The sequence below is a fragment of the Streptomyces sp. NPDC102514 genome (assembly GCF_055584525.1).
Genome location: NZ_JBVJLW010000022.1, coordinates 124,100 through 145,875 on the forward strand (window position 1 = coordinate 124,100; position 21,776 = coordinate 145,875).

Here is a 21,776-nt window from a genome sequence, read left to right on the forward strand (position 1 = left end):
AGGTAAGCCTTGCCTAACCTACAGAAGATCGGGGTGTACGCCAACCACGCGGCGCCGCTGACGGCACCTTTGTGACAGCGGGTTCACGGACGGACGGCTCCGAGCAGGGCTCGCGCGCAGACGTCGCGCACCTGTTCCCGGGAGAGATCCGGCTCCTTGAGCCACTCCAGACAGGCCGCCGCCATGAAGGCCAGCCAGCCCCGCACGGCGATCCGCAGGACCGGCAGGTCCTCCTCGGTCCAGGCCGTCTCGGGGTCGGCGGCCAGCGCCTCCAGGATCTGCCGCTGCTGCGCGGCGAGCGTCTCCCGGTACACCTTCCTCACCGCCTGGTCCCCCGCCGCCTCGGCGCGGTGGAAGGCGCGGAAGCCGTGCGCGTGCTTCTGCACGTACTCCAGGAAGGTGTCGAGCCCGGCGTCGATCTGCGTCCGCACCGGCACGCCGGGCACGGCGGCGGTGACCCGCAGCATGCGCCTGCTCTCGCGCTCGACGACGGCCGCGAAGAAGTCCCGCTTGGTCGGGAAGTAGTGGTAGAGCAACCCCCGTGACACACCGGCGAGTTCGGCGACCTGCTCGATCCAGACGTCGTCGTACGGACTCTCCGAGAACAGGCGCGCCCCGACCGTGAGCAGTTCCTCCCGGCGCTCCTCGGTACTGAGCCGACGACGCGTGCGCTCCCCCTCCTTGGCGGCCATGCCCGCACTTTACCCGGCCCGCCGACCCGGCCGGCGTTGTGCGTGCCGTCTTACTTGACGTCGGTTCAACAGCGGGACCAGACTGGCCGCACTATTGAATCCGCGTACAACAGGCGCAACCGGCGGCCGGTGCAGGGGAGATGACGTGATGGCGGGCGCAAAGGAGAACCGGTCGTCGAAAGGCGCGCTGCCGAAGGGGTTCCGCAGCGCGGAGCTGGGCTGGCCCGAGCTGCGCCGCATCCCGCACCCGCCCTACCGGGTGCCGCTGATCGGCGACGCCGTCGGCACCAACCTCCGTACGCCGTTGCAGGATTCGCTGCGCGTCGGACGCAGGCTCGGACCGATCTTCCGGCGCAAGGGGTTCGGCAAGGAGATCGTCTTCGTCTGGGGCGCGGGGCTCACGGGCGAGCTGGCGGACGAGTCCCGGTTCGCCAAGCATGTCGGGCTGGGGGTCGCCAACCTGCGGCCCGTCGCCGGGGACGGCCTCTTCACGGCGTACAACCACGAGCCCAACTGGCAGCTCGCGCACGACGTGCTGGCGCCCGGCTTCAGCCGGGAGGCCATGGAGGGCTACCACGCGATGATGCTGGGCGTGGCCGCCCGGCTCACCGACCGCTGGGACGGCGAACAGGCCGCGGGCCGGGCCGTAGACGTGCCCGGCGACATGACGAAACTGACGCTGGAGACGATCGCCCGCACCGGCTTCGGCCATGACTTCGACTCCTTCGAGCGCACCCGGCCGCACCCCTTCGTCACGGCCATGGTGGGCGCGCTGTCGTACGCGCAGCGCCTCAATGTCGTCCCCGCGCCGGTGGCGCCGGTGCTGATGCGCAGCGCCACCCGCCGCAACCGGGCCGACGTGGCGTACCTCAACCGCACGGTCGACGCGGTCGTCGAGACGCGGCTGCACGGGCCGGCCGGCGACGGCGACCTGCTGGACCGGATGCTGGAGACCGCGCATCCGGAGACCGGCGAGCGCCTGACGCCCGAGAACGTCCGCCGCCAGGTCATCACCTTCCTGATCGCCGGGCACGAGACGACGTCGGGCGCGCTCTCCTTCGCCCTGCACTATCTGGCGCGGCACCCCGAGATCGCCGCCCGCGCCCGCGCCGAGGTGGACCGCGTCTGGGGAGACACCCCGGAACCGGCCTACGACCAGGTCGCCAGGCTCCGGTACGTGCGGCGCGTACTCGACGAGTCGCTGCGGCTGTGGCCGACGGCGCCCGCGTTCGCGCGCGAGGCCCGCGAGGACACGGTCCTCGGCGGTGTCCATCCGATGCGCCGGGGCGCGTGGGCGCTGGTCCTGATGCCGCTGCTGCACCGCGATCCGGACGCGTGGGGCCCGGACACGGAACGGTTCGACCCGGACCGCTTCGAGCCGGGAGCCGTACGGGCCCGCCCCGCCCACACCTTCAAGCCGTTCGGCACCGGCGCGCGGGCGTGCATCGGGCGGCAGTTCGCGCTGCACGAGGCGACGCTCGTCCTGGGGCTGCTGCTGCGCCGGTACGAGCTGCGGCCGGACCCCGCCTACCGGCTGCGGGTGGCGGAACGGCTCACGCTGATGCCGGAGGGACTGACCCTGCGGCTCGACCGGCGCTCCCCCGCACCGGCTGTCGAACCGGCCGTCGGGTCGGAGGCTTCGGGGAAACGGGAGGCGTCGGCGGTGTCACGGTGTCCAGTGACCGGGGCGGGTGAATGACGCCGGCAGCCTGGTGCCTGCGCTGCCCTTGGCGGCGTTGAGCTGCGGCTGGGTGAGGAAGAGGACGTCGGTCAGGTCGGCGTCCGTGAGGTCGGCGTCGCGCAGGTCGGCGCCGATCAGATCCGCGGAGCGCAGATCGGCGCCCGTGAGGTCCGCGGCGATGAGGTAGGCGCCGCGGAGGTCGGCGCCCCGCAGATCGGCGCCCTTGAGCCGGGCTCCCATCAGGTCGGCGCCCCGGCGTTCCTTCTTCCTGCCCCGGCCGAGTCCGGCGCGGGCCAGTTCGCTGGTGCGCAGGAGCAGGACGTTGACGTCCTGGCGGACCGCCGGCACGTCCAGCCCGGCCAGTTCCCGCCGCTCCAGGCGGGTGAGCGCCTCGGTGCGTTCGAGCACGACGCGCAGTTCGGGGTGGACCGGGCGGGCCGCGGGCAGTTCCAGTGCCTGGGTGAGATACCAGAGCAGTTCCTGCAGTTGCCGCACGGTATGGAACACGTCGAACATCAGCCGGGAGTGCTCCCGGTCCCCCGAGCGCCAGTCCTCGCCGCCGAAGGTGAGCTGCGAGACCTTCTGGCCCGCGCCGAAGCAGTCGTAGACCGTGCAGCCGTTGAAGCCCCGCTGCCGCAGCTCCGTGTGGATGCCGCAGCCGAAATCCGTCCGCAGGTTCTTGCAGGGGCTCCCCGCGGCCTTGTCGATCGCGAAGTCCGCGGAGGCCGTGAAGGGCAGCGCGACACAGCACAGCCCGAAGCACCGGGCACAGTCGGCTGTCAGTTCGGTGCGGGCCGGGGCCGTGCTGCCGGGTTCGTCTTGCATGTCTCCCAGCGTACGCAGAGCCCGCTCGTGGTGATCACCACGCGCATGGTTCAGCTCCTCCCCCGTACCGGCTGTCAGGTGTACCGGCTGTCGGGTGCACCGACGGTCGGGTCGCTCGGCCTCAGGACATGTCGCGGAGCATCGCCAGGTTGCTCACCAGCAGGCCGCCGTCGACCGGCAGCGCCGCCCCGGTGATCCAGGCCGCGTCCGCCGAGGCCAGGAAGGCGACGGCGGACGCGATGTCGGCGGGCTCACCGACCCGCCCCAGCGGGTAGTGGGCGGCGGCGCGTTCGAGGATCTCGCCGCGGCCGTCCCAGGCGTTGGTACGGATGGTGCCGGGCTCGACGACGTTCACCCGGACACCCCGCGGGGCCGATTCGACGGCGACGGTACGGGTCAGCGAGGCCAGTGCCGCCTTCGCCGCGCTGTACGCGTGGGAGCCGAAGTGCTGCTCGGCGTTGACCGAGCCGATGTTGACGATCGCCCCTCGCCCGCCCGCGGCCACCAGATGCGGCAGGGCCGCGCGGATGCAGCGGTACGTGCCGTGCAGGGTGATCTCGAAGTCCTCGTACCAGTGGCCGTCCTCGTGCTCCTCGAAGGAGGCGGGGTCGGTATGGCAGGCGTAGGCGTTGTTGACCAGCACGTCCAGGCGGCCGAAGGAGTCCACCGCCGTGGCGACCGCCCCTTCGACGGCGGCGGCGTCGGCCACGTCGCACGCGTACGACGCGGCCGTGCCGCCGCTGTCACGGATCGCGGCGGCGACCCGTTCGGCGCGGGTCTTGTCCAGGTCCGTGACCAGCACGGACGCGCCCTCCTCGGCGAAGCGGTGTGCCGTTGCCTCGCCGATGCCCTGGCCCGCGGCTGTGATCAGGACCGCGTGATCGTCGAATCGCCTCATGGGATCAGACTAGGGACGGGAGTTCGGCTGCGGGTCCGATGTGGCCGGGAGCGCAGTTCCCCGCGCCCCTGAAGGGCGCCCCCTCGCGAGGTTGTCAGGCCTCGTCCCTCGCCAGGGACAGGAGGCGGTCCAGGACGCGGGGCCCGCCCGCTCTCACCCCGTCGTGCTCGAACTCGTTCGTGACGTACGTGCGCAGACCGCGGATCGTGCGGGCCGTGCTCAGGGCGTGGTCCGTGTCGACGTACATGTCGTCGTGGTAGACGGCCGCGGCGACGGGGACCTCGTTGGCGGCGAGGCGGGCCGGGTCGTACAGGACGGGCCAGTCGGTGCGCTCGGCCAGCAGGTCCGCGGTCTCGCGCAGCGGGCGCAGGGCGGGGTCGCAGTCGAAGGTCCAGGGGTGGACGGACTCGCCGGTGAAGAGGACGGGGCCGTCGCCCGCGAGGCTCTTGGCCGCGTCGAACTGGGGGAAGTCGGCGCGGACCCGCTCGGCGGACCAGGCGGTGGGGCGCTCGCCCTGTCCGTAGCAGGCCTCGTGGACCAGGGCGTACAGGGGATGTCCGGCGTAGGAGAGGAGGGACTGGACCTCCTCCTGGAAGGCGTCGGAGAGGGCCGCGCCCTGGGCGGTGCGGACGAAGGCGTTCTCCAGGAGGTAGTGCAGCCGGTGGCTGCCCTCGCCGCTGCCGAGGAGGATGCCGAGCGACTGGAAGGCCTCGACGGTGAGCCGGTAACCGCCGTTCAGGACGGGCTCGTTGAGCAGGAGGTGCTCGGCGATCCGCCGGGCCCGCTCGATGTCCTGGGGGTAACGCGCGTAGTGCGCGGCGACCTTGCGCTCGATCCGCGGGTACGCGGCCCGGTAGACGTCGTCGGCGTGGCCGTCGAGGGTCGGGAGACCGCCGGTGATGAGGGCCGCGCTGAGTCCCTCCGGCGCGGTGGAGAGGTAGTGGGTCGTGCAGAAGCCGCCGAAGCTCTGGCCGAGGACGGCCCAGGGGGCGCCGCCGGTGACGGCCGGGCGGATCGCCTCGCAGTCGCGAACGATGGAGTCGGCGCGGAACAGCGCGAGGTAGTCGGCCTGTTCCCGCGGTCCGCCGCGCAGCGGGAGCGTCTGCCGGTTGGCGGGCGTGGAGCTGCCGGTGCCGCGCTGGTCGAGCAGCAGGACGCGGTACTCCTCCAGGGCGCGGCCCAGCCAGGCCTGCTTGCCGACGAAACGGTTGGCGCCGAAACCGGGCCCTCCCTGGAGGTACACCAGCCAGGGCAGGTCCTGGTCCGCCTGGTCGCTCGCGACCACCTCACGGGCGTACAGCTCGATCGTCTCCCCGGTGGGGGCGTCGTGATCGAGGGGCACGGTGAACCGGCGGTCGCTGAGGACGACACCGGGCTGACGGTAACTGGCGCTCAAAAGGGGCTCCCGAGACGGACGGATTCCTGACCGCGAACCAGTTCAGCACAAGTTCTTCGGCGAGCCGAGGGCGGGGATCAAGAAATCCTTACTGACCGGCCGATCAGGCGGTGGAACAGCCGGCGAACGGCCGGGGAACAGGAACGTACTGACCAGCCGCTCAGCACCGCCGCACGGCCCGGAACGCCCCTCAGCGCGGCGGGAGGCTGGAGCGCCGCACCACCAGTTCCGGCTGGAGGACCACGCGCCGGTGCTGGTGGGCGCCGGGGGCCGCGTCGGCCTCGGTCTCCTCCAGGAGGAGTTCCGCGGCGAGCGCGCCCATGGTCACGGCGGGCTGGCGCACCGACGTCAGCGGGACGGCCGCCGCCGCGGCGAACTCGATGTCGTCGTAGCCGACGATCGCGAGGTCGTCCGGGACGCTCACCCCGGCCGCGAACATCGCCTGCAGCACACCGAGGGCGAGCAGGTCGTTGGCGCAGAAGACGGCGGTGGGGCGGTCGGCGAGGCCGAGGAGCCTGGCGCCCGCGTCGCGGCCCGCGGCCACGTCGAGGCGCTCGGTGGGCAGCTCGCGCAGGCATTCGGGGCCGAGTCCGGCCTCGGCGAGGGCGTTCAGGGCGCCGGTGCGGCGGTCGGTGACCTGGGTGAGTCCGGGCGGCCCGCTCACGTACGCGATGGAGCGGTGGCCCGCGTCGATCAGGTGCCGCACGGCGAGTGCGCCGCCCGCGACGTCGTCCACGGACACCGAGCACTCGGTGGTGCCCTCGGCCACCCGGTCGACGAGGACGAAGGGGATGCCGTGCCGGCGGAACGCCTCTATGTTGCGTCCGGTCGCGTCGGCGGGGGTCAACAGGACGCCCCGGACGCGCTGTTCGGCGAAGAGCGACAGATAGTCGGCCTCCTCGCCGGCGCTCTGCGCGCTGTTGCAGACCATCACGCCGAGCCCGGCCTCGCGGGCCGCCCGCTCGGCGCCGCGGGCCACGTCCACGAAGAAGGGGTTGCCCATGTCGAGGACGAGCAGGCCCATGATGCGGCTGCGTCCGGCGCGCAGCTGCCGGGCCGACTCGCTGCGTACGTAGCCGAGCCGGTCGATGGCGGAGAGCACGCGCGCGCGGGTCTCGGAGGCGACCGTGTCAGGGCGGTTGATGACGTTCGAGACCGTGCCGACGGAGACTCCGGCGACTCGGGCGACGTCCTTGATACCCACCGACTGGGCCATCAGGCGGTTACCTCCATGGAACGGTGAGTGGTGGGCACGCAGTCACATTACCCGCGCGCCCACCCGGAACGGACTTCGTCATGCGGGCAGGGCGAAGTCGGTGACACGCAGCGCCGACGGCGTCGTACCGGTGGACCTGACCTGGTACAGGACGGACAGCACGCCGTCCTGGGCGATCCGTGTCTCGTCGACGAGTACCTCGCCGAACGCGTCGAGTCCGCTGCCGTCGAACAGGGTCGTCCAGTCGGTGTGTCCGGAGGCGGCGGACGCGGCGGCGATGCGGCCGAAGGGCAGGATCGCGTACGCGTTGTCGTACGTGTCGAGGATCAGCCGGGTGCGCTGGCTGGAGTTCAGGGCGAGCGGTATCTCGGTCTTGCTCCAGGCTCCGGCGGCGGTCTTGCGTACGTGGAAGGCGCGGCCGTTCGCCGTACGGTCGGCGACATAGTCGGTGGTGCACTGGCCGAAGCGGCCGGGGACGTAACTGATGATCGCGTGCGGGCGGCCCGCGGAGTCGGTGGCCTGGCTCTCCTGGTTCATCAGGGAGTGGTCCGGGTTGAGGGCGTCGATCACCAGGCCGCTGTCGGTGACGGCGACCGTGTTCGAGGTGCCGGTGGTGCCGACGACCGTTCCGGCGTTGTTGCGCCAGGTGCGGCCCCGGTCGTCCGAGTAGACGTACCCCGTGTCGTGGTTGGTGAGGCCGCCGCTGTTGCACATCACGGCGCCGTTCTGCTCGCGCCAGGTGAAGAAGGAGTGCAGCCGTCCGTTGCGGTCGTAGTCGATGCCGTGCAGGTACATATTGCGGACGGTGCTGGAGCCGTGCTCGCTGGTGTACGTGCCGGTGGAGGCGCTCCACTCGCCGAGGGCCGTCCAGGTCGTGCCGTTGTACTCGGCGAGGGCGTTGCGGCCGTTGCCGGACACCCCCACGCGGTAGCTGAGCTGGAGCTTCCCGTCGGGAGTGGAGACGAACTGCGGGTACGTGAACTGCGAGGTGAGCGCGAGTCCGTCGAGGGTGGCCTGGGGCGACCCGAACCGGCTCGTGGTCCAGGTCAGGCCGGCGGGGTTGTCCATGAGCCCGGCCACCGACTTCACGTAGGTGAAGCCGTCGCTGTGGGAGTCCATGTGGAGGTGCAGGCGGCCGTCGGTCTTGGAGACACCCATGGAGATGACGTTGTGGGAGTCGTCGTAGCGCAGGGTGTGTCCGACCTTGACGGTCGACCAGGTGCTCGCGCCGAGCACGCGGCGGCCGATGACGGCGTTGCGGTCGGCGGTGTACCAGGCGGCGTACTGGTAGCCCTTGTGGGTGAGCAGGGCGTTCTTCTGGAACGAGTTGTTGTTGACCAGGCCGTCGTAGGAGACGAAGAAGATGGCCTGGCTGTCGAGCGTGGTGGTCCCGGTCCGGGTGACCGAGGGACCTGGGGCCGCCGCCCTGGCGGTACCGGCGAGGGCCGGGGCCGCGACGGTACCGAGCAGGGCGGTGGCCAGCAGGGTGCGTCTCTTCATGTCCGGGGCTCCTTGGCGTGTGGGGACGAGGAGGGGAACGTGCGGGGGAAGAGCACGGTGATCGAGCCGATGGGCCGGCGGGTCGAAGGGTCGGTGTCGGTGGGTCGGTGTCGGTGGGTCGGTGGGTCGTCAGGCGAGGTGGAACACCTCGGTGAGCGGTTTCATGGCTTCGTCCGGTCGGGCGCCGTCCAGTGCTTCGAAGAACGGCGCCATCTCGGCCTGCCAGCGGGCGTTGACCCCGGTGGCCTCCATGCCGGCCTGCGCGGCCGCGAAGTCCTCGGTCTCCAGGTAGCCGACCAGCAGACCGTCCTCGCGCAGGAAGAGCGAGTAGTTGTGCCAGCCGGTGGCCGAGAGCGCCTCCTGCATCTCGGGCCACACGGTGGTGTGTCTCTCGCGGTACTCGTCGAGCCGGTCCTCACGGACCTTGAGCAGGAAACAGACACGCTGCATGAAGAACCACTCCGGGGTCGTGGGGGGGGAAGTGCCGTCGGCCGGGCCGCCCGTGACGCGGGAGGGCGGCCCTGCTGTCGGCGCCCGTCTCAGAAGTCGAACTGGTCGATGTTCTTGGCGTTGAACACGGTCGGCTTGCCGAGGTTGATCACGCCGTCCTTGCCGATGGTGTACTCGCCCATGTCGCCGGCCTTGAAGGTCTCGCCCTCCTTGCCGGTGATCTGGCCGGAGACCAGCGCGACGGACGTACGGGCGGCCAGCTCGCCGAGCTTCGCCGGGTCCCACAGCTCGAACGCGTCGACGGTGCCGTTCTTGACGTACTTGCGCATGTCGTTGGGGGTGCCGAGGCCGGTCAGCTTGACCTTGCCCTTGTACTTGGAGCCCGACAGGTACTGGGCGGCGGCCTTGATGCCGACCGTGGTCGGGGAGATGATCCCCTTCAGCTTCGGGTACTCCTGGAGCAGGCCCTGGGTCTGCTGGAAGGACTGCTGGGCGTCGTCGTTGCCGTAGGCGGTCTTGACGAGCTTGATGTCCTTGTACTTCGGGTCCTTCAGCTCGTCCTTCATGAAGTCGATCCACGTGTTCTGGTTCGTCGCGGTCTGCGCGGCGGACAGGATCGCGATCTCGCCCTTGTAGCCGATCTGCTCGGCGAGCAGCTGCACCTCGGTACGGCCCAGGTCCTCGGCGCTGGCCTGCGACACGAAGGCGCTGCGGCAGTCGGTCTTGGTGTCCGAGTCGTAGGTGACGACCTTGATGTCGTTCTTCATGGCCTGCTTGAGCGAGGTGCACAGCGCGCCCGGGTCCTGCGCGGACACGGCGATGGCGTCGACCTGCTGCTGGGTGAGCGTGTTGACGTAGGAGACCTGACCCGCGGTGTCGGTACCGCTGTTGGTGCCGACCTCCTTGTACTTCGAGCCCAGCTCGGTGAGGGCCTTCTCGCCGCCCTTGTCGGAGGAGGTGAAGTACGGGTTGTTGACCTGCTTGGGCAGGAAGCCGACGGTCAGGCCCTTCTTGGTGGCCGCGTTCGGGTCGGCCTTGCCGGCCGCCGCGTTCGAGCCGCCCTCGTCCTTGACGTCGTCCTTGGAGGTCCCCCCGCCGCAGGCGGTGAGGGCCAGGGCCAGAGAGGTGGTGGCAGCGAGAACCGCACAGGCTCGGCGGAGGGATGACTTGCGCATGATGGGTCCTTTACAAGGGTGAGTACGGCACGCCCGTCTTTAGGGGCGCGAGGAACTGCGCGACCAGCCACAACGGCCCCGCAGCGAACGAACTACCTGACCAACGGAACTCTGACTGCCTAACCAGTGGAACTGCGCGCCGCCCGGCGCCCGGCCCGTGCGACGGAGACCTGCCGTGCCACGCGAGGCCCGAGCACGGAGAGCACGAGCAGCACACCCGTGACGACGATCTGCGACTGCGCGGAGACGTCCTGAAGGCTCATCACGTTCTGCAGGGCACCCAGCAGGAAGACACCGGCGATCGCGCCGCCGAGCGTCCCCTTGCCGCCGTCGAAGTCGATCCCGCCCAGCAGCACCGCCGCCACGACGGACAGTTCGAGCCCCGTGGCGTTGTCGTACCGCGCGCTCGCGTAGTGCAGCGCCCAGAAGATGCCGGTCAGCGAGGCCATCAGTCCGGTCACGGTGAACAGGATCAGCTTCTGCCGCTTGACGCGGATGCCGGCGAACCGCGCGGCCTCCTCGTTGGCGCCGACCGCGAACAGGGATCGCCCGAACGGGGTGGCGTGCAGCGCGACCACGGCGATCGCGAGCAGCACCAGGAAGGGGAGGAACGCGTACGGGATGAAGGTGTCCCCGAGGCGGCCGGCCGCGAAGTCCAGGTACTGGGTGGGGAAGTCGGTCACCGCGTCGGAGCCGAGCACGATCTGCGCGATGCCCCGGTAGGCGGCGAGCGTGCCGATGGTGACGGCGAGGGACGGCAGTCCCAGGCGGGTCACGAGCAGCCCGTTGATCAGCCCGCACACCACTCCGAGGAGCAGACAGATCGGGATGATCGTCTCGATGGTCATGCCCTGGTTCCACAGGGCGCCCATCACGGCGCCGGACAGACCGGCCGTGGAGGCCACCGAGAGGTCGATCTCGCCGGACACGACGAGCATGGTCATCGGCAGGGCGATCAGCGCGATGGGCAGCGTGTTGCCGATGAGGAACGACAGGTTGAGCGCGTTGCCGAAGCCGTCCACGGTGGTGAAGGAGAGCAGCAGGACGACGATCAGGAGGGCGCCGACGACCGTGTCCCAGCGGACGGCGCGCGTGAGAGCGGAGTCAGCCATGGCGGGCGTTCCTCTTCTTCAGTGCGGTCGCCACGCGCAGGGCGACGATCCGGTCGACCGCGATGGCGAGGATGAGCAGGATGCCGTTGATGGCGAGCACCCAGACGGAGCTGACGCCGAGGGCGGGCAGCACGCTGTTGATGGAGGTGAGGAGCAGGGCGCCGAGGGCCGCTCCGTAGACGCTGCCGGAGCCGCCGGTGAAGACGACGCCACCGACCACGACCGCGCTGACGACGGTGAGTTCGTAGCCGTTGCCGGTGCCGGAGTCGACGTTGCCGAACCGGGCGAGGTACAGCGCGCCCGCGAGGCCCGCGAGGGCTCCGCAGAAGGTGTACGCGGCGAGGATCCGCTTGCGTACGGGGATGCCGGCGAGGCGTGCGGCCTCCGGGTTGGAGCCCAGCGCGTACAGCTCGCGGCCGCTGCCGAAGTGCTTGAGGTAGTACGCCGTGGCGATCAGGACCGCCAGCGCGATCAGCGCCAGGTACGGCACGGCGGAGATGCCGCCGGAGCCGAAGTCGATGAAGCCGTCGGGCAGGCCCGCCGCGGTGATCTGCCGGGAGCCGACCCAGATGGAGTCGATGCCGCGGATGATGTAGAGCGTGCCGAGGGTGACGACGAGCGCGGGTACCTGGCCGAGGCTGACGAGCAGTCCGTTGACCAGGCCACAGCCGACGCCGAGGAGGACCGCGAGGACCACCGCGACGACGGAGTTGCCGCCGCCTTCCAGGTAGGTGCCGGCGGCGAAGGCGCTGATGCCGAGCGTCGAACCGACGGAGAGGTCGACGTTGCGGGTGATGACGACCAGCGACTGGCCGGTGGCGACCAGCACGAGGATGGTCGCGTTCAGCAGGAGGTCCTTGATGCCCTGCTCGGACAGGAAGTCGCTGTTGCCGATCTGGGTGATGACGATCATCACCAGGAAGACCAGCAGGATGGCGAGTTCGCGCATCTTGAAGACGCGGTCCACCAGCCGGGTGCCGCTGGACTTGGGCACCTCGGCGGCGGGGGCGGGGTTGGGAGCGGTGACCGTCACGCGGCTGCCCTCCCGGTGGCTGCGGCCATCACGGTTTCCTCGGTGGCGTCGGTACGTGCGATCTCGGCGGTGAGCCGGCCCTCGTGCATGACGAGGACCCGGTCGGCCATGCCGAGGATCTCGGGCAGGTCGGAGGAGATCATCAGGACGGCGACCCCGTCGGCGGCCAGCTGGCTGAGCAGCCGGTGCACCTCGGCCTTCGTACCGACGTCGATGCCGCGGGTCGGCTCGTCGACGATCAGCACCTTGGGGCCGGTGGCGAGCCACTTGGCGAGGACGACCTTCTGCTGGTTGCCGCCGGACAGCGTGTTGACGGTGTCGGCGATCCGGGCGTACTTGACCTGGAGCTTGACGGCCCAGTCGAGGGAGCGGCTGCGCTCGGCGCCGCGGTCCATCAGACCCGCCCTGACGGTCTTGCGCAGTCCGGTGAGGCCGATGTTGCGCTCGATGGACATGTCCATCACCAGGCCCTGGGCGCGGCGGTCCTCGGGGACGAGGGCGAGGCCCGCGGCCATGGCCGTGGAGGGCGCGCCGTTCGTCAGCTTCTTCCCGTCCAGCTCGACCTCTCCGGCGTCCCAGCGGTCGACGCCGAAGACGGCCCGGGCGACCTCCGTGCGCCCGGCGCCGACGAGTCCGGCGAGGCCGACGATCTCGCCGCGGCGGACGTCGAAGGAGACGTCGGTGAAGACACCCTCGCGGGTCAGGCGCCGCACGCTCAGCGCGATCTCGCCCGCCCGGACGTCCTGCTTGGGGTAGAGCTCGTCGAGGTCGCGGCCGACCATACGGCGGACGAGGTCCTCCTCGGTCATGCCGTCGAGCGGTTCGCTGGAGATCAGGGCCCCGTCGCGCAGGGTCGTGACCCGCTTGCAGATCTGGAAGATCTCTTCCAGGCGGTGCGAGATGAACAGCACGGCCGAGCCCTGCTCCCGCAGTGCGCGGACCACTCCGAAGAGGCGGGCCACCTCGCTGCCGGTGAGGGCGGCGGTCGGCTCGTCCATGATCAGGACGCGGGCGTCGAAGGAGAGCGCCTTGGCGATCTCGACGATCTGCTGGTCCGCGATGGACAGGCCGCGCGCCGGGCGTTCGGGGTCGAGCTCGACGCCGAGCCGCTTCATGAGGGCCAGGGTCGCGGCGTGCGTGGCCTTGTGGTCGATCCGGCCGAGGGCCCGCCGGGGCTGGCGCCCCATGAAGATGTTCTCGGCGATCGAGAGGTCGGGAAAGAGGGTCGGCTCCTGGTAGATCACCGCGATACCCGCGTCGCGGGCGTCGGCGGGACCGTGGAAGAGGGTGGGCTCGCCGTCCAGGAGCACCTGACCGGCGTCCGGTCGGTGCACGCCGGCGAGCGTCTTGATGAGGGTCGACTTGCCCGCGCCGTTCTCTCCGGCGAGTGCGTGCACTTCGCCGGGGAAGAGTTCCAGGGACACGTCCCGCAGGGCGCGTACGGCACCGAAGGACTTCGAGATGTCCTTGAGTGCCAGCACGGGGGCCGGATCCGCGTCGGACCGGTGGGTCATGAGGGCTCCTCAACGACGCGGGCGATGCGGCCTCACGACGTCGTGAAAGGTTTCAACTAGGTTGCCGGGACGTTAGACATGTAGCCCAGGTCACGTCAATGGGTACAGGCCGAAATTTTCGATAGCCAAAGGTCACAACCGAGTCACGGCAAGGCGTCCGCGCCGGAGGGGTTGACAGCCTTTCGGGGGGCTCATAACTTCTGCCTTCTGAATCGTTTCAGAGCCATGGTGTTCAGAAGCCGTTCGGAACCGATGCCACAACGGAAGTCACAGGAGCCCCGAAGTGACCGAGCTCGCCGCGGTGAAGGCCGCCCTCAAGACCCAGGCAGTAGAGACGCCGTCGTGGGCGTACGGGAACTCGGGAACCCGCTTCAAGGTGTTCGCGCAGCCAGGGGTCCCCCGCAATCCTTTCGAAAAGATCGACGACGCGGCGAAGGTGCACGAGTTCACGGGGGCCGCGCCCACCGTGGCGATGCACATCCCCTGGGACCGGGTCGAGGACTACGCGGCGCTCGCCAAGCACGCCGAGGAACGCGGCGTGACCCTCGGCGCGATCAACTCCAACACCTTCCAGGACGACGACTACAAGCTGGGCAGCGTCTGCCACCCGGACGCCGCGGTCCGCAGGAAGGCCGTGGGCCACCTGCACGAGTGCATCGACATCATGGACGCCACCGGGTCGAAGGACCTGAAGCTGTGGTTCGCCGACGGGACGAACTATCCCGGCCAGGACGACCTCCGGGAGCGCCAGGACCGGCTCTCCGAAGCCCTCGCCCAGGTGTACGAGCGTCTCGGCGACGACCAGCGGATGCTGCTGGAGTACAAGTTCTTCGAGCCGGCCTTCTACGCGACCGACGTGCCGGACTGGGGCACGGCGTACGCCCACTGCCTGAAGCTCGGCCCCAAGGCGCAGGTCGTCGTCGACACGGGCCACCACGCGCCCGGCACCAACATCGAGTTCATCGTCGCCACGCTGCTGCGGGAGGGGAAGCTCGGGGCGTTCGACTTCAACTCGCGGTTCTACGCGGACGACGACCTGATGGTCGGTGCGGCCGACCCCTTCCAGCTGTTCCGGATCATGTACGAGGTCATCCGGGGCGGCGGCTTCACCGCCGATGTGGCGTTCATGCTCGACCAGTGCCACAACATCGAGGCGAAGATCCCGGCGATCATCCGGTCCGTGATGAACGTGCAGGAGGCCACCGCGAAGGCGCTGCTCGTCGACCGGGACGCGCTTGCCGCGGCGCAGCGGGCGGGGGACGTGCTGGCGTCCAACGCCGTGCTGATGGATGCGTACAACACGGATGTGCGGCCGTTGGTGGCGGAGGTTCGTGAGGAGCTCGGGTTGGATGCGGATCCGATCGCCGCGTATTCCCGGTCCGGGTGGGCGGAGAAGATCGCTTCTGAGCGGGTGGGTGGGCAGCAGGCCGGTTGGGGGGCCTGACCCCAGCTTCCCTCGGTCTTGGCGGTCCGCTCGCCGTGGGGCCGGGGGCCGACTGCGGGTCGTGTGTGGCTGGCCGCGGCCCCTGCGGGGCTTGAACCCTGGCGGTCCACTCGCCGTGGGGGCTGAGGCCGGGGCCGACTGCGGGTCGTGCGTGGCTGGCCGCGCAGTTCCCCGCGCCCCTGAAAGGGGGCTGCGCCCCTTTCTCGTTTCTCCTCATCTCTTCTTTTAAGGAAACCGGAACATGGCAAACCAAACCCGTCCCCATCCTGAGGCCGCTGCTCTGCTCGGGCGGTCCAATCGGCTTGCTGCTGATCCTCGTAATACCAACTACGCGGGGGGCAACACCTCCGCGAAGGGGACCGAGACCGATCCTGTGACCGGCGGGGACGTCGAGTTGATGTGGGTCAAGGGGTCCGGGGGCGACCTGGGCACCCTGACCGAGGGCGGGCTGGCCGTGTTGCGGCTCGACCGGCTGCTCGCGCTGAAGGACGTGTACCCGGGCGTCGAGCGCGAGGACGAGATGGTCGCCGCCTTCGACTACTGCCTGCACGGCAAGGGCGGGGCCGCGCCTTCGATCGACACCGCGATGCACGGTCTGGTGGACGCCGCCCATGTCGATCATCTGCATCCCGACTCCGGGATCGCGCTCGCCTGCGCGGCCGACGGGGAGAAGCTGACCGCCGAGTGTTTCGGGGACAGCGTCGTGTGGGTGCCGTGGCGGCGGCCCGGTTTCCAGCTGGGGCTGGACATCGCCGCGGTCAAGGAGGCCAACCCGCAGGCCGTCGGCTGTGTCCTCGGCGGGCACGGCATCACCGCCTGGGGCGCCACCGCCGAGGAGTGCGAGCGCAACTCGCTGCACATCATCCGTACCGCCGAGGAGTTCCTCGTCGAGCGCGGGAAGGCCGAGCCCTTCGGTCCGGCGCTCGACGGGTACGCCGCACTCGGTGACGCCGAGCGGCGGGAGCGGGCCGCCGCGCTCGCGCCCGTCATCCGGTCGCTGGCCTCGCAGGACCGGCCCCAGGTGGGGCACTTCACCGACTCCGAGGTCGTCCTCGACTTCCTGGCGAGCACCGAGCACCCGCGCCTCGCCGCCCTCGGCACCTCCTGCCCGGACCACTTCCTCCGTACGAAGGTCAGGCCGCTCGTCCTCGATCTGCCGCCGGCCGCCGGACCCGACGAGGCGGTCGCGCGGCTGAAGGAGCTGCACACCGAGTACCGCGCGGAGTACGCCGCCTACTACCAGCGGCACGCCGACGCCGACTCCCCCGCCATGCGCGGCGCCGACCCGGCCATCGTGCTGGTCCCCGGCGTCGGCATGTTCTCCTTCGGCAAGGACAAGCAGACCGCGCGCGTGGCCGGCGAGTTCTACGTCAACGCGATCAACGTGATGCGCGGCGCAGAGGCCGTCTCGACCTACGCGCCGATCGAGGAGTCCGAGAAGTTCCGCATCGAGTACTGGGCCCTGGAGGAAGCCAAGCTTCAGCGCATGCCGAAGGCCAAGCCGCTCGCCACCCGGGTCGCGCTCGTGACCGGCGCCGGCAGCGGGATCGGCAAGGCCATCGCCGAGCGGCTCGTCGCCGAGGGCGCCTGTGTCGTGATCGCGGACCTCAACGCGGAGAACGCGGCCGAGGTGGCCACCGCGCTCGGCGGCCCCGACAAGGCCGTCGCCGTCGCCGTGGACGTGACCTCCGAGGAGCAGATCACCGAGGCCTTCAAGGCGGCGGTCCTCGCCTTCGGCGGTGTCGACCTGGTCGTGAACAACGCCGGCATCTCCATCTCCAAGCCGCTCCTGGAGACCACGGCGAAGGACTGGGACCTCCAGCACGACATCATGGCCCGAGGCTCCTTCCTCGTCTCGCGCGAGGCGGCCCGGGTGATGATCGCGCAGGAACTGGGCGGCGACGTCATCTACATCGCCTCCAAGAACGCCGTCTTCGCGGGCCCGAACAACATCGCCTACTCGGCGACCAAGGCCGACCAGGCCCATCAGGTCCGTCTCCTCGCCGCCGAACTGGGCGAGCACGGCATCCGCGTCAACGGCATCAACCCCGACGGGGTCGTCCGCGGTTCCGGGATCTTCGCCGGCGGCTGGGGCGCCCAGCGCGCGGCCACCTACGGCATCGAGGAGGAGAAGCTCGGCGAGTTCTACGCCCAGCGGACCATCCTCAAGCGCGAGGTCCTGCCCGAGCACGTCGCCAACGCCGTCTTCGCCCTGACCGGCGGCGACCTCACGCACACCACCGGTCTGCACGTCCCGGTCGACGCCGGCGTCGCCGCCGCGTTCCTCCGATGACGGACCTCGCCCGGGAATCGGCGGTGAAGTCGTACGCCGCGGTCGACCTCGGCGCGTCCAGCGGACGCGTCATGGTCGGCCGCGTCGGCCCCGACTCACTGGAACTGACGGAGGCCCACCGCTTCCCGAACCGGCCGGTGCGTACGCCCGAGGGCCTGCGCTGGGACGTCCTGTCCCTGTACGCGGGGGTCCTCGACGGGCTGCGCGCGGCCGGGCCCGTCGACTCGGTCGGCATCGACAGCTGGGCCGTGGACTACGGCCTGCTCGACGCCGACGGGGCGCTGCTCGGCAACCCGGTGCACTACCGCGACGCCCGCACCCAGGGCGTCGCGGAGAAGGTGTGGGCCACCGTGCCCGCCGCCGAGCTGTACGCGGCCACCGGACTCCAGTACGCCCCCTTCAACACGCTGTACCAGCTGGTGGCGGCCGGCTCCTCGGCTCAACTGGCGCACGCGAAGCGCCTGTTGCTCATCCCGGATCTGCTGACGTACTGGCTGACGGGTGAGGCGGGCACGGAGCTGACCAACGCCTCCACCACCCAGCTGATCGACCCGCGCACGGGTGACTGGTCGTACGACGTGGCGGCGCGTCTCGGTATCGACCTGGACCTCTTCGCGCCGCTGCGGCGGCCCGGGGACCCGGCGGGTCTGCTGCGGCCGGACGTGCTGGAGGAGACCGGGCTGACGGGTCCGGTGCCGGTGACGACCGTCGGTTCGCACGACACCGCCTCCGCGGTGGCCGCCGTCCCGGCCGTGAACGAGCGGTTCGCGTACATCTGCACCGGGACCTGGTCGCTGGTGGGCCTTGAGCTGGACGCACCCGTCCTCACCGAGGCGAGCCGCACCGCGAACTTCACCAACGAACTGGGCCTGGACTCCACGGTCCGCTATCTGCGGAACATCATGGGCCTGTGGCTGCTCCAGGAGTGCCTGCGGGAGTGGGGCAACCCCGACCTCGGCGAACTGCTGTCCGCCGCCGCCGAGGTGCCGGCGCTGCGGTCCGTCGTGGACGCGGGTGACTCCGGGTTCCTGGCTCCCGGCCGGATGCCGTCCCGGATCGCCGCCGCCTGCCGGGAGTCGGGGCAGCCCGTGCCCGCATCGCGCGCCGAGATCACCCGGTGCATCCTCGACTCGCTCGCCCTCGCCCACCGCCGGGCGGTCCTCCAGGCGCAGGAACTGGCCGACCACCCGGTCGACGTCGTGCACATCGTCGGCGGCGGCGCCCGCAACGCCCTGCTGTGCCGCCTCACCGCCGACGCCTGCGGCCTCCCGGTCGTGGCGGGCCCACCGGAGGCGGCGGCCCTGGGCAACGTCCTGGTACAGGCCCGCGCCCACGGCCAGGTGGGCGACCGCACGGAGATGCGCGCGCTACTGGCCCGCACCCAGCCCTTGACCCGCTACGAACCGCAGGGCACGACGGCGGCATGGCGGTCGGCCGAGTCCCGTCTCACCGGCCGATGACATGAAACTCGACCCACTCCACAGCACGCGCCCACCACCGGCGCCCCGGAGGGGCGCGGGGAACTGCGCGACCAGCCACGGTCTGCCCGCAGCCGAGAACCCCGCAGAGGCCACCGCTCATTCCGGCAGGGCCCCGCGCCGCGTAACGTGCATCCATCCGACGTACAACCCCAAGGAGCCGCGATGCGTGTCGCCCTGTTCCTGACCTGTGTCAACGACACGCTCTATCCGGACACGGGCCGAGCCGTCGTGAAGCTGCTGACCAGGCTGGGCGTCGACGTCGACTTCCCGATGGCGCAGACCTGCTGCGGGCAGGCGCACTACAACACCGGATACCGCCACGAGGCCGAACCGCTGGCCCGGCACTTCTCCGATGTGTTCGGCGGGTACGACGCGATCGTGACCCCCTCCGGTTCGTGCGGCGCGATGGTCCGCGAGCTGTACCCCCGGATGGGCGAACGGGCCCGCGCGGAGGGCCGCGGCGACGGCCTCGCCACCACTCTCGCGCCCGTCGTACCGAAGACGTACGAACTGACCGAGTTCCTCGTGGACGTCCTCAAGGTGACCGACGTGGGCGCGTACTACCCGCACACCGTCACCTACCACCCCACCTGCCACGGCCTGCGCAGCCTCGGTCTGGGCGACCGCCCGCGCCGACTGCTCCAGTCCGTCAAGGGACTTGAGCTCAAGGAGCTGCCGGGCGCCGACGAGTGCTGCGGCTTCGGCGGCACCTTCGCCCTGAAGAACTCCGATGTCTCGGCGGCGATGGGCGCGGACAAGGTCCGCAACGCGGAGTCGACGGGCGCCGACGTGCTGTGCGCCGCCGACAACTCCTGCCTCATGCACATCGGCGGCACCATGACCCGGCTCAGGACGGGCATGCGCCCGGTACACATCGCGGAGATCCTGGCGAGCACGGAGGAGGAGCGGGCATGAGCGGTGGCACATTCGTCGGTATGCCGGCCTTTCCGAAGGCCGCGCACGAGGCCGTCCACAACCAGACCCTGCGCGGCAATCTGCGGCACGCGACGCACACCATCCGTGCCAAGCGCGCGAACGCGGTCGCGGAGGTCTCCGACTGGGCCGAGCTGCGCGAGGCCGGCAAGCAGATCAAGGACCACACACTCCGTCATCTCGACCGCTATCTCGTGCAGTTGGAGGAGTCGATCACGGCGGCGGGCGGCACCGTGCACTGGGCCGCCGACGCGGACGAGGCCAACCGGATCGTCACGTACCTCGTGAAGGCGACCGGGGAGAGCGAGGTCGTCAAGGTCAAGTCGATGGCCACGCAGGAGATCGGGCTGAACGAAGCCCTTGAGGCCGAGGGCATCAACGCCTACGAGACCGATCTCGCCGAGCTGATCGTGCAGTTGGGCAAGGACCGGCCCTCGCACATCCTCGTCCCGGCCATCCACCGCAACCGCGGCGAGATCCGTGAGATCTTCACGCGCGAGATGAGCGAGTGGGGCCGCCCGGCACCGGAGGGCCTGACCGACACGCCCGCCGAGCTGGCCGACGCGGCCCGGCTGCACCTGCGGGAGAAGTTCCTGCGCGCCAAGGTCGGTGTCTCCGGCGCCAACTTCATGGTCGCCGAGACCGGCACCCTGGTCGTGGTGGAGTCCGAGGGCAACGGCCGGATGTGCCTGACCCTGCCCGAGACGCTGATCTCGGTCGTCGGCATCGAGAAGATCGTGCCGACCTGGCAGGACCTGGAGGTCTTCCTGCAGACCCTCCCCCGCTCCTCGACGGCCGAGCGCATGAACCCGTACACCTCGACGTGGACGGGCACCACGGACGAGGACGGGCCGCAGGACTTCCATCTGGTCCTCATCGACAACGGGCGCACCGACACGCTGGCCGACGAGGTGGGACGCCAGGCGCTGCGCTGCATCCGCTGCTCGGCGTGTCTCAATGTCTGCCCGGTGTACGAGCGGGCGGGCGGCCACGCGTACGGCTCGGTCTACCCGGGCCCCATCGGCGCGATCCTCAGCCCCCAACTGCGGGGCACCGAGAGCGAGATCGACGCCTCGCTCCCGTACGCGTCCTCGCTGTGCGGTGCCTGCTACGACGTGTGCCCGGTCGCGATCGACATCCCGGAGGTGCTGGTGCATCTGCGGGAACGGGTCGTGCAGGGCGGTGCCGTGACCCGCGAGGGCGCGAAGGTCGTCGTCAAGCCCGCGAAGGGGCACGCCGCCGAGCGGGCGGCGATGCGCGCCGCGCGGTGGGCGTTCAGCCGTCCGGGCGCGCTGCGCACCGGCCAGCGGGTGGCGTCCCGGACCCGCCGTTTCCATCCGCGGACGCTGCCGGGCCCCGGCAAGGCGTGGAGCGAGACCCGCTCGCTGCCGGCGGTTCCCGCGGAGCCGTTCCGCGACTGGTGGCAGCGGACCCGGGGCGGCACGCTGCCCCAGGGCGGAAAGGACACCTCGAAGTGAGCAGCAGGGATCTGATCCTGGCCCGGGTGCGGCGTGCGCTGGCCGATGTGCCGCAGGACGACACGCCGTACGACCAGGCCTTCGCGCGCCCGTATCTGCGCGAGCACGGGCATCGGAGTGTCGCGGAGACGGTGGATCTGCTGGCGGAGAACCTGGCGGACTACCGGGCGCTCGTGCACCGCTGCACGGCCGGTGAGCTGGCGGCGACGATCGCCCGGCTGCTGGCCGAGCGGGGTTCGGCGGCGGTCTGCGTACCGACGGGCCTGGATCCGGCGTGGCTCGCGGCCACCGAGGTCACCCAGGTGCCCGACTCCGCCGCGAACACCCCGGACGCACTGGACCGGGTCGACAGCGTGGTCACGGCGTGTGCCGTCGCCATCGCCGAGACCGGCACCATCGTGCTGGACGGGAGCCCGGATCAGGGCCGCCGCCGGATCACGCTGGTCCCGGACCACCACATCTGTGTCGTACGCGTCCCGGAACAGGTCGTCTCCTCGGTGCCCCAGGGCCTGGAGCGCGTCGACCCGGCCCGCCCGCTGACCTGGATCTCGGGTCCGTCCGCCACCAGTGACATCGAACTCGACCGGGTCGAGGGGGTGCACGGTCCGCGCACCCTTGAGGTGGTGCTGGTGAGCGGAGAGTGACGGACGCGGTT

Annotated in this window: 18 protein-coding genes; 7 read left to right on the plus strand and 11 right to left on the minus strand. The window is 70.7% G+C overall.

Translation table 11 applies throughout. From position 1 onward, the window contains the following. Positions 1 to 83: 83 nt before the first annotated feature. Positions 84 to 692, minus strand: coding sequence for a TetR/AcrR family transcriptional regulator (locus ACZ60E_RS39620; RefSeq protein WP_210886852.1), 609 nt, complete (start codon positions 690 to 692; stop codon positions 84 to 86). A 148-nt stretch (positions 693 to 840) separates the two neighbouring features. Between ACZ60E_RS39620 and ACZ60E_RS39625 the strand changes: the two genes are divergently transcribed. Further along, the gene (locus ACZ60E_RS39625) at positions 841 to 2,391 is read left to right on the plus strand and encodes a cytochrome P450 (protein WP_469446935.1); all 1,551 of its coding nucleotides are present in this window, start codon (positions 841 to 843) and stop codon (positions 2,389 to 2,391) included. Here the strand turns inward: ACZ60E_RS39625 and ACZ60E_RS39630 are convergent. From ACZ60E_RS39630 to ACZ60E_RS39675, 10 genes are all read right to left on the minus strand, one after another. Beyond that, the gene (locus tag ACZ60E_RS39630) at positions 2,359 to 3,198 is read right to left on the minus strand and encodes a pentapeptide repeat-containing protein (RefSeq protein ID WP_469446936.1); all 840 of its coding nucleotides are present in this window, start codon (positions 3,196 to 3,198) and stop codon (positions 2,359 to 2,361) included. The genes ACZ60E_RS39625 and ACZ60E_RS39630 overlap by 33 nt on opposite strands. Positions 3,199 to 3,319: 121 nt before the next feature. Beyond that, positions 3,320 to 4,096: an SDR family NAD(P)-dependent oxidoreductase gene (locus tag ACZ60E_RS39635; RefSeq protein WP_469446938.1), complete on the minus strand. Its 777-nt coding sequence runs from the start codon at positions 4,094 to 4,096 to the stop codon at positions 3,320 to 3,322. 94 nt (positions 4,097 to 4,190) lie between these two features. After that, positions 4,191 to 5,492, minus strand: coding sequence for an alpha/beta fold hydrolase (locus ACZ60E_RS39640; RefSeq protein WP_469446939.1), 1,302 nt, complete (start codon positions 5,490 to 5,492; stop codon positions 4,191 to 4,193). Positions 5,493 to 5,682: 190 nt separating this feature from the next. After that, positions 5,683 to 6,708, minus strand: coding sequence for a LacI family DNA-binding transcriptional regulator (locus ACZ60E_RS39645; RefSeq protein WP_384802112.1), 1,026 nt, complete (start codon positions 6,706 to 6,708; stop codon positions 5,683 to 5,685). A 78-nt stretch (positions 6,709 to 6,786) separates the two neighbouring features. Beyond that, positions 6,787 to 8,208, minus strand: a complete 1,422-nt coding sequence (locus tag ACZ60E_RS39650; RefSeq protein WP_469446941.1) for a BNR repeat-containing protein — start codon at positions 8,206 to 8,208, stop codon at positions 6,787 to 6,789. A 129-nt stretch (positions 8,209 to 8,337) separates the two neighbouring features. Further along, entirely contained in the window at positions 8,338 to 8,658 is a 321-nt protein-coding gene (locus ACZ60E_RS39655) for an L-rhamnose mutarotase (protein WP_248776046.1), read from the minus strand. Positions 8,659 to 8,747: 89 nt separating this feature from the next. Further along, the gene (gene rhaS, locus ACZ60E_RS39660) at positions 8,748 to 9,833 is read right to left on the minus strand and encodes a rhamnose ABC transporter substrate-binding protein (RefSeq protein ID WP_469446943.1); all 1,086 of its coding nucleotides are present in this window, start codon (positions 9,831 to 9,833) and stop codon (positions 8,748 to 8,750) included. Positions 9,834 to 9,952: 119 nt separating this feature from the next. Then, positions 9,953 to 10,945, minus strand: a complete 993-nt coding sequence (locus tag ACZ60E_RS39665; RefSeq protein WP_107019499.1) for an ABC transporter permease — start codon at positions 10,943 to 10,945, stop codon at positions 9,953 to 9,955. After that, complete coding sequence (locus ACZ60E_RS39670; protein ID WP_384802122.1) at positions 10,938 to 11,978, minus strand: ABC transporter permease; 1,041 nt, start codon at positions 11,976 to 11,978, stop codon at positions 10,938 to 10,940. Before ACZ60E_RS39670 ends, ACZ60E_RS39665 begins: the two co-directional genes overlap by 8 nt. Further along, complete coding sequence (locus ACZ60E_RS39675; protein ID WP_453794975.1) at positions 11,975 to 13,492, minus strand: sugar ABC transporter ATP-binding protein; 1,518 nt, start codon at positions 13,490 to 13,492, stop codon at positions 11,975 to 11,977. The genes ACZ60E_RS39670 and ACZ60E_RS39675 overlap by 4 nt, the downstream gene beginning before the upstream one ends. A gap of 283 nt (positions 13,493 to 13,775) precedes the next feature. On the opposite strand from ACZ60E_RS39675, the gene rhaI reads away from it, so the two are divergent. The 6 genes from rhaI to ACZ60E_RS39705 all read left to right on the plus strand — a co-directional run bounded on the left by rhaI (position 13,776) and on the right by ACZ60E_RS39705 (position 21,765). Continuing rightward, positions 13,776 to 14,936, plus strand: a complete 1,161-nt coding sequence (rhaI, locus tag ACZ60E_RS39680; RefSeq protein WP_469446946.1) for an L-rhamnose isomerase — start codon at positions 13,776 to 13,778, stop codon at positions 14,934 to 14,936. A 241-nt stretch (positions 14,937 to 15,177) separates the two neighbouring features. Next, on the plus strand, positions 15,178 to 17,229 hold the full coding sequence (locus ACZ60E_RS39685; protein WP_469446948.1) for a bifunctional aldolase/short-chain dehydrogenase: 2,052 nt from the start codon (positions 15,178 to 15,180) through the stop codon (positions 17,227 to 17,229). Positions 17,230 to 17,252: 23 nt separating this feature from the next. Next, positions 17,253 to 18,689, plus strand: coding sequence for a rhamnulokinase (locus tag ACZ60E_RS39690; protein WP_469446974.1), 1,437 nt, complete (start codon positions 17,253 to 17,255; stop codon positions 18,687 to 18,689). A gap of 183 nt (positions 18,690 to 18,872) precedes the next feature. Then, positions 18,873 to 19,625 (plus strand): (Fe-S)-binding protein, encoded by a 753-nt coding sequence (locus tag ACZ60E_RS39695; RefSeq protein WP_469446950.1) that lies wholly within the window; start codon positions 18,873 to 18,875, stop codon positions 19,623 to 19,625. Positions 19,626 to 19,645: 20 nt separating this feature from the next. Beyond that, entirely contained in the window at positions 19,646 to 21,121 is a 1,476-nt protein-coding gene (locus ACZ60E_RS39700) for a LutB/LldF family L-lactate oxidation iron-sulfur protein (protein WP_469446976.1), read from the plus strand. After that, on the plus strand, positions 21,118 to 21,765 hold the full coding sequence (locus tag ACZ60E_RS39705; RefSeq protein WP_469446951.1) for a LutC/YkgG family protein: 648 nt from the start codon (positions 21,118 to 21,120) through the stop codon (positions 21,763 to 21,765). The genes ACZ60E_RS39700 and ACZ60E_RS39705 overlap by 4 nt, the downstream gene beginning before the upstream one ends. The last annotated feature ends 11 nt before the right edge of the window (positions 21,766 to 21,776 follow it).

What these genes read in the sequence shown, in the direction of transcription:
- ACZ60E_RS39620 (WP_210886852.1), bottom strand. Translation starts at nt 692, where the DNA reads ATGGCCGCCAAGGAGGGGGAGCGCACGCGTCGTCGGCTCAGTACCGAG.
- ACZ60E_RS39625 (WP_469446935.1), top strand. Translation starts at nt 841, where the DNA reads ATGGCGGGCGCAAAGGAGAACCGGTCGTCGAAAGGCGCGCTGCCGAAG.
- ACZ60E_RS39700 (WP_469446976.1), top strand. Translation starts at nt 19,646, where the DNA reads ATGCCGGCCTTTCCGAAGGCCGCGCACGAGGCCGTCCACAACCAGACC.
- rhaS (WP_469446943.1), bottom strand. Translation starts at nt 9,833, where the DNA reads ATGCGCAAGTCATCCCTCCGCCGAGCCTGTGCGGTTCTCGCTGCCACC.
- ACZ60E_RS39665 (WP_107019499.1), bottom strand. Translation starts at nt 10,945, where the DNA reads ATGGCTGACTCCGCTCTCACGCGCGCCGTCCGCTGGGACACGGTCGTC.
- ACZ60E_RS39645 (WP_384802112.1), bottom strand. Translation starts at nt 6,708, where the DNA reads ATGGCCCAGTCGGTGGGTATCAAGGACGTCGCCCGAGTCGCCGGAGTC.
- ACZ60E_RS39630 (WP_469446936.1), bottom strand. Translation starts at nt 3,198, where the DNA reads ATGCAAGACGAACCCGGCAGCACGGCCCCGGCCCGCACCGAACTGACA.
- ACZ60E_RS39695 (WP_469446950.1), top strand. Translation starts at nt 18,873, where the DNA reads ATGCGTGTCGCCCTGTTCCTGACCTGTGTCAACGACACGCTCTATCCG.
- ACZ60E_RS39655 (WP_248776046.1), bottom strand. Translation starts at nt 8,658, where the DNA reads ATGCAGCGTGTCTGTTTCCTGCTCAAGGTCCGTGAGGACCGGCTCGAC.
- ACZ60E_RS39650 (WP_469446941.1), bottom strand. Translation starts at nt 8,208, where the DNA reads ATGAAGAGACGCACCCTGCTGGCCACCGCCCTGCTCGGTACCGTCGCG.
- ACZ60E_RS39685 (WP_469446948.1), top strand. Translation starts at nt 15,178, where the DNA reads ATGGCAAACCAAACCCGTCCCCATCCTGAGGCCGCTGCTCTGCTCGGG.
- ACZ60E_RS39635 (WP_469446938.1), bottom strand. Translation starts at nt 4,096, where the DNA reads ATGAGGCGATTCGACGATCACGCGGTCCTGATCACAGCCGCGGGCCAG.
- ACZ60E_RS39675 (WP_453794975.1), bottom strand. Translation starts at nt 13,492, where the DNA reads ATGACCCACCGGTCCGACGCGGATCCGGCCCCCGTGCTGGCACTCAAG.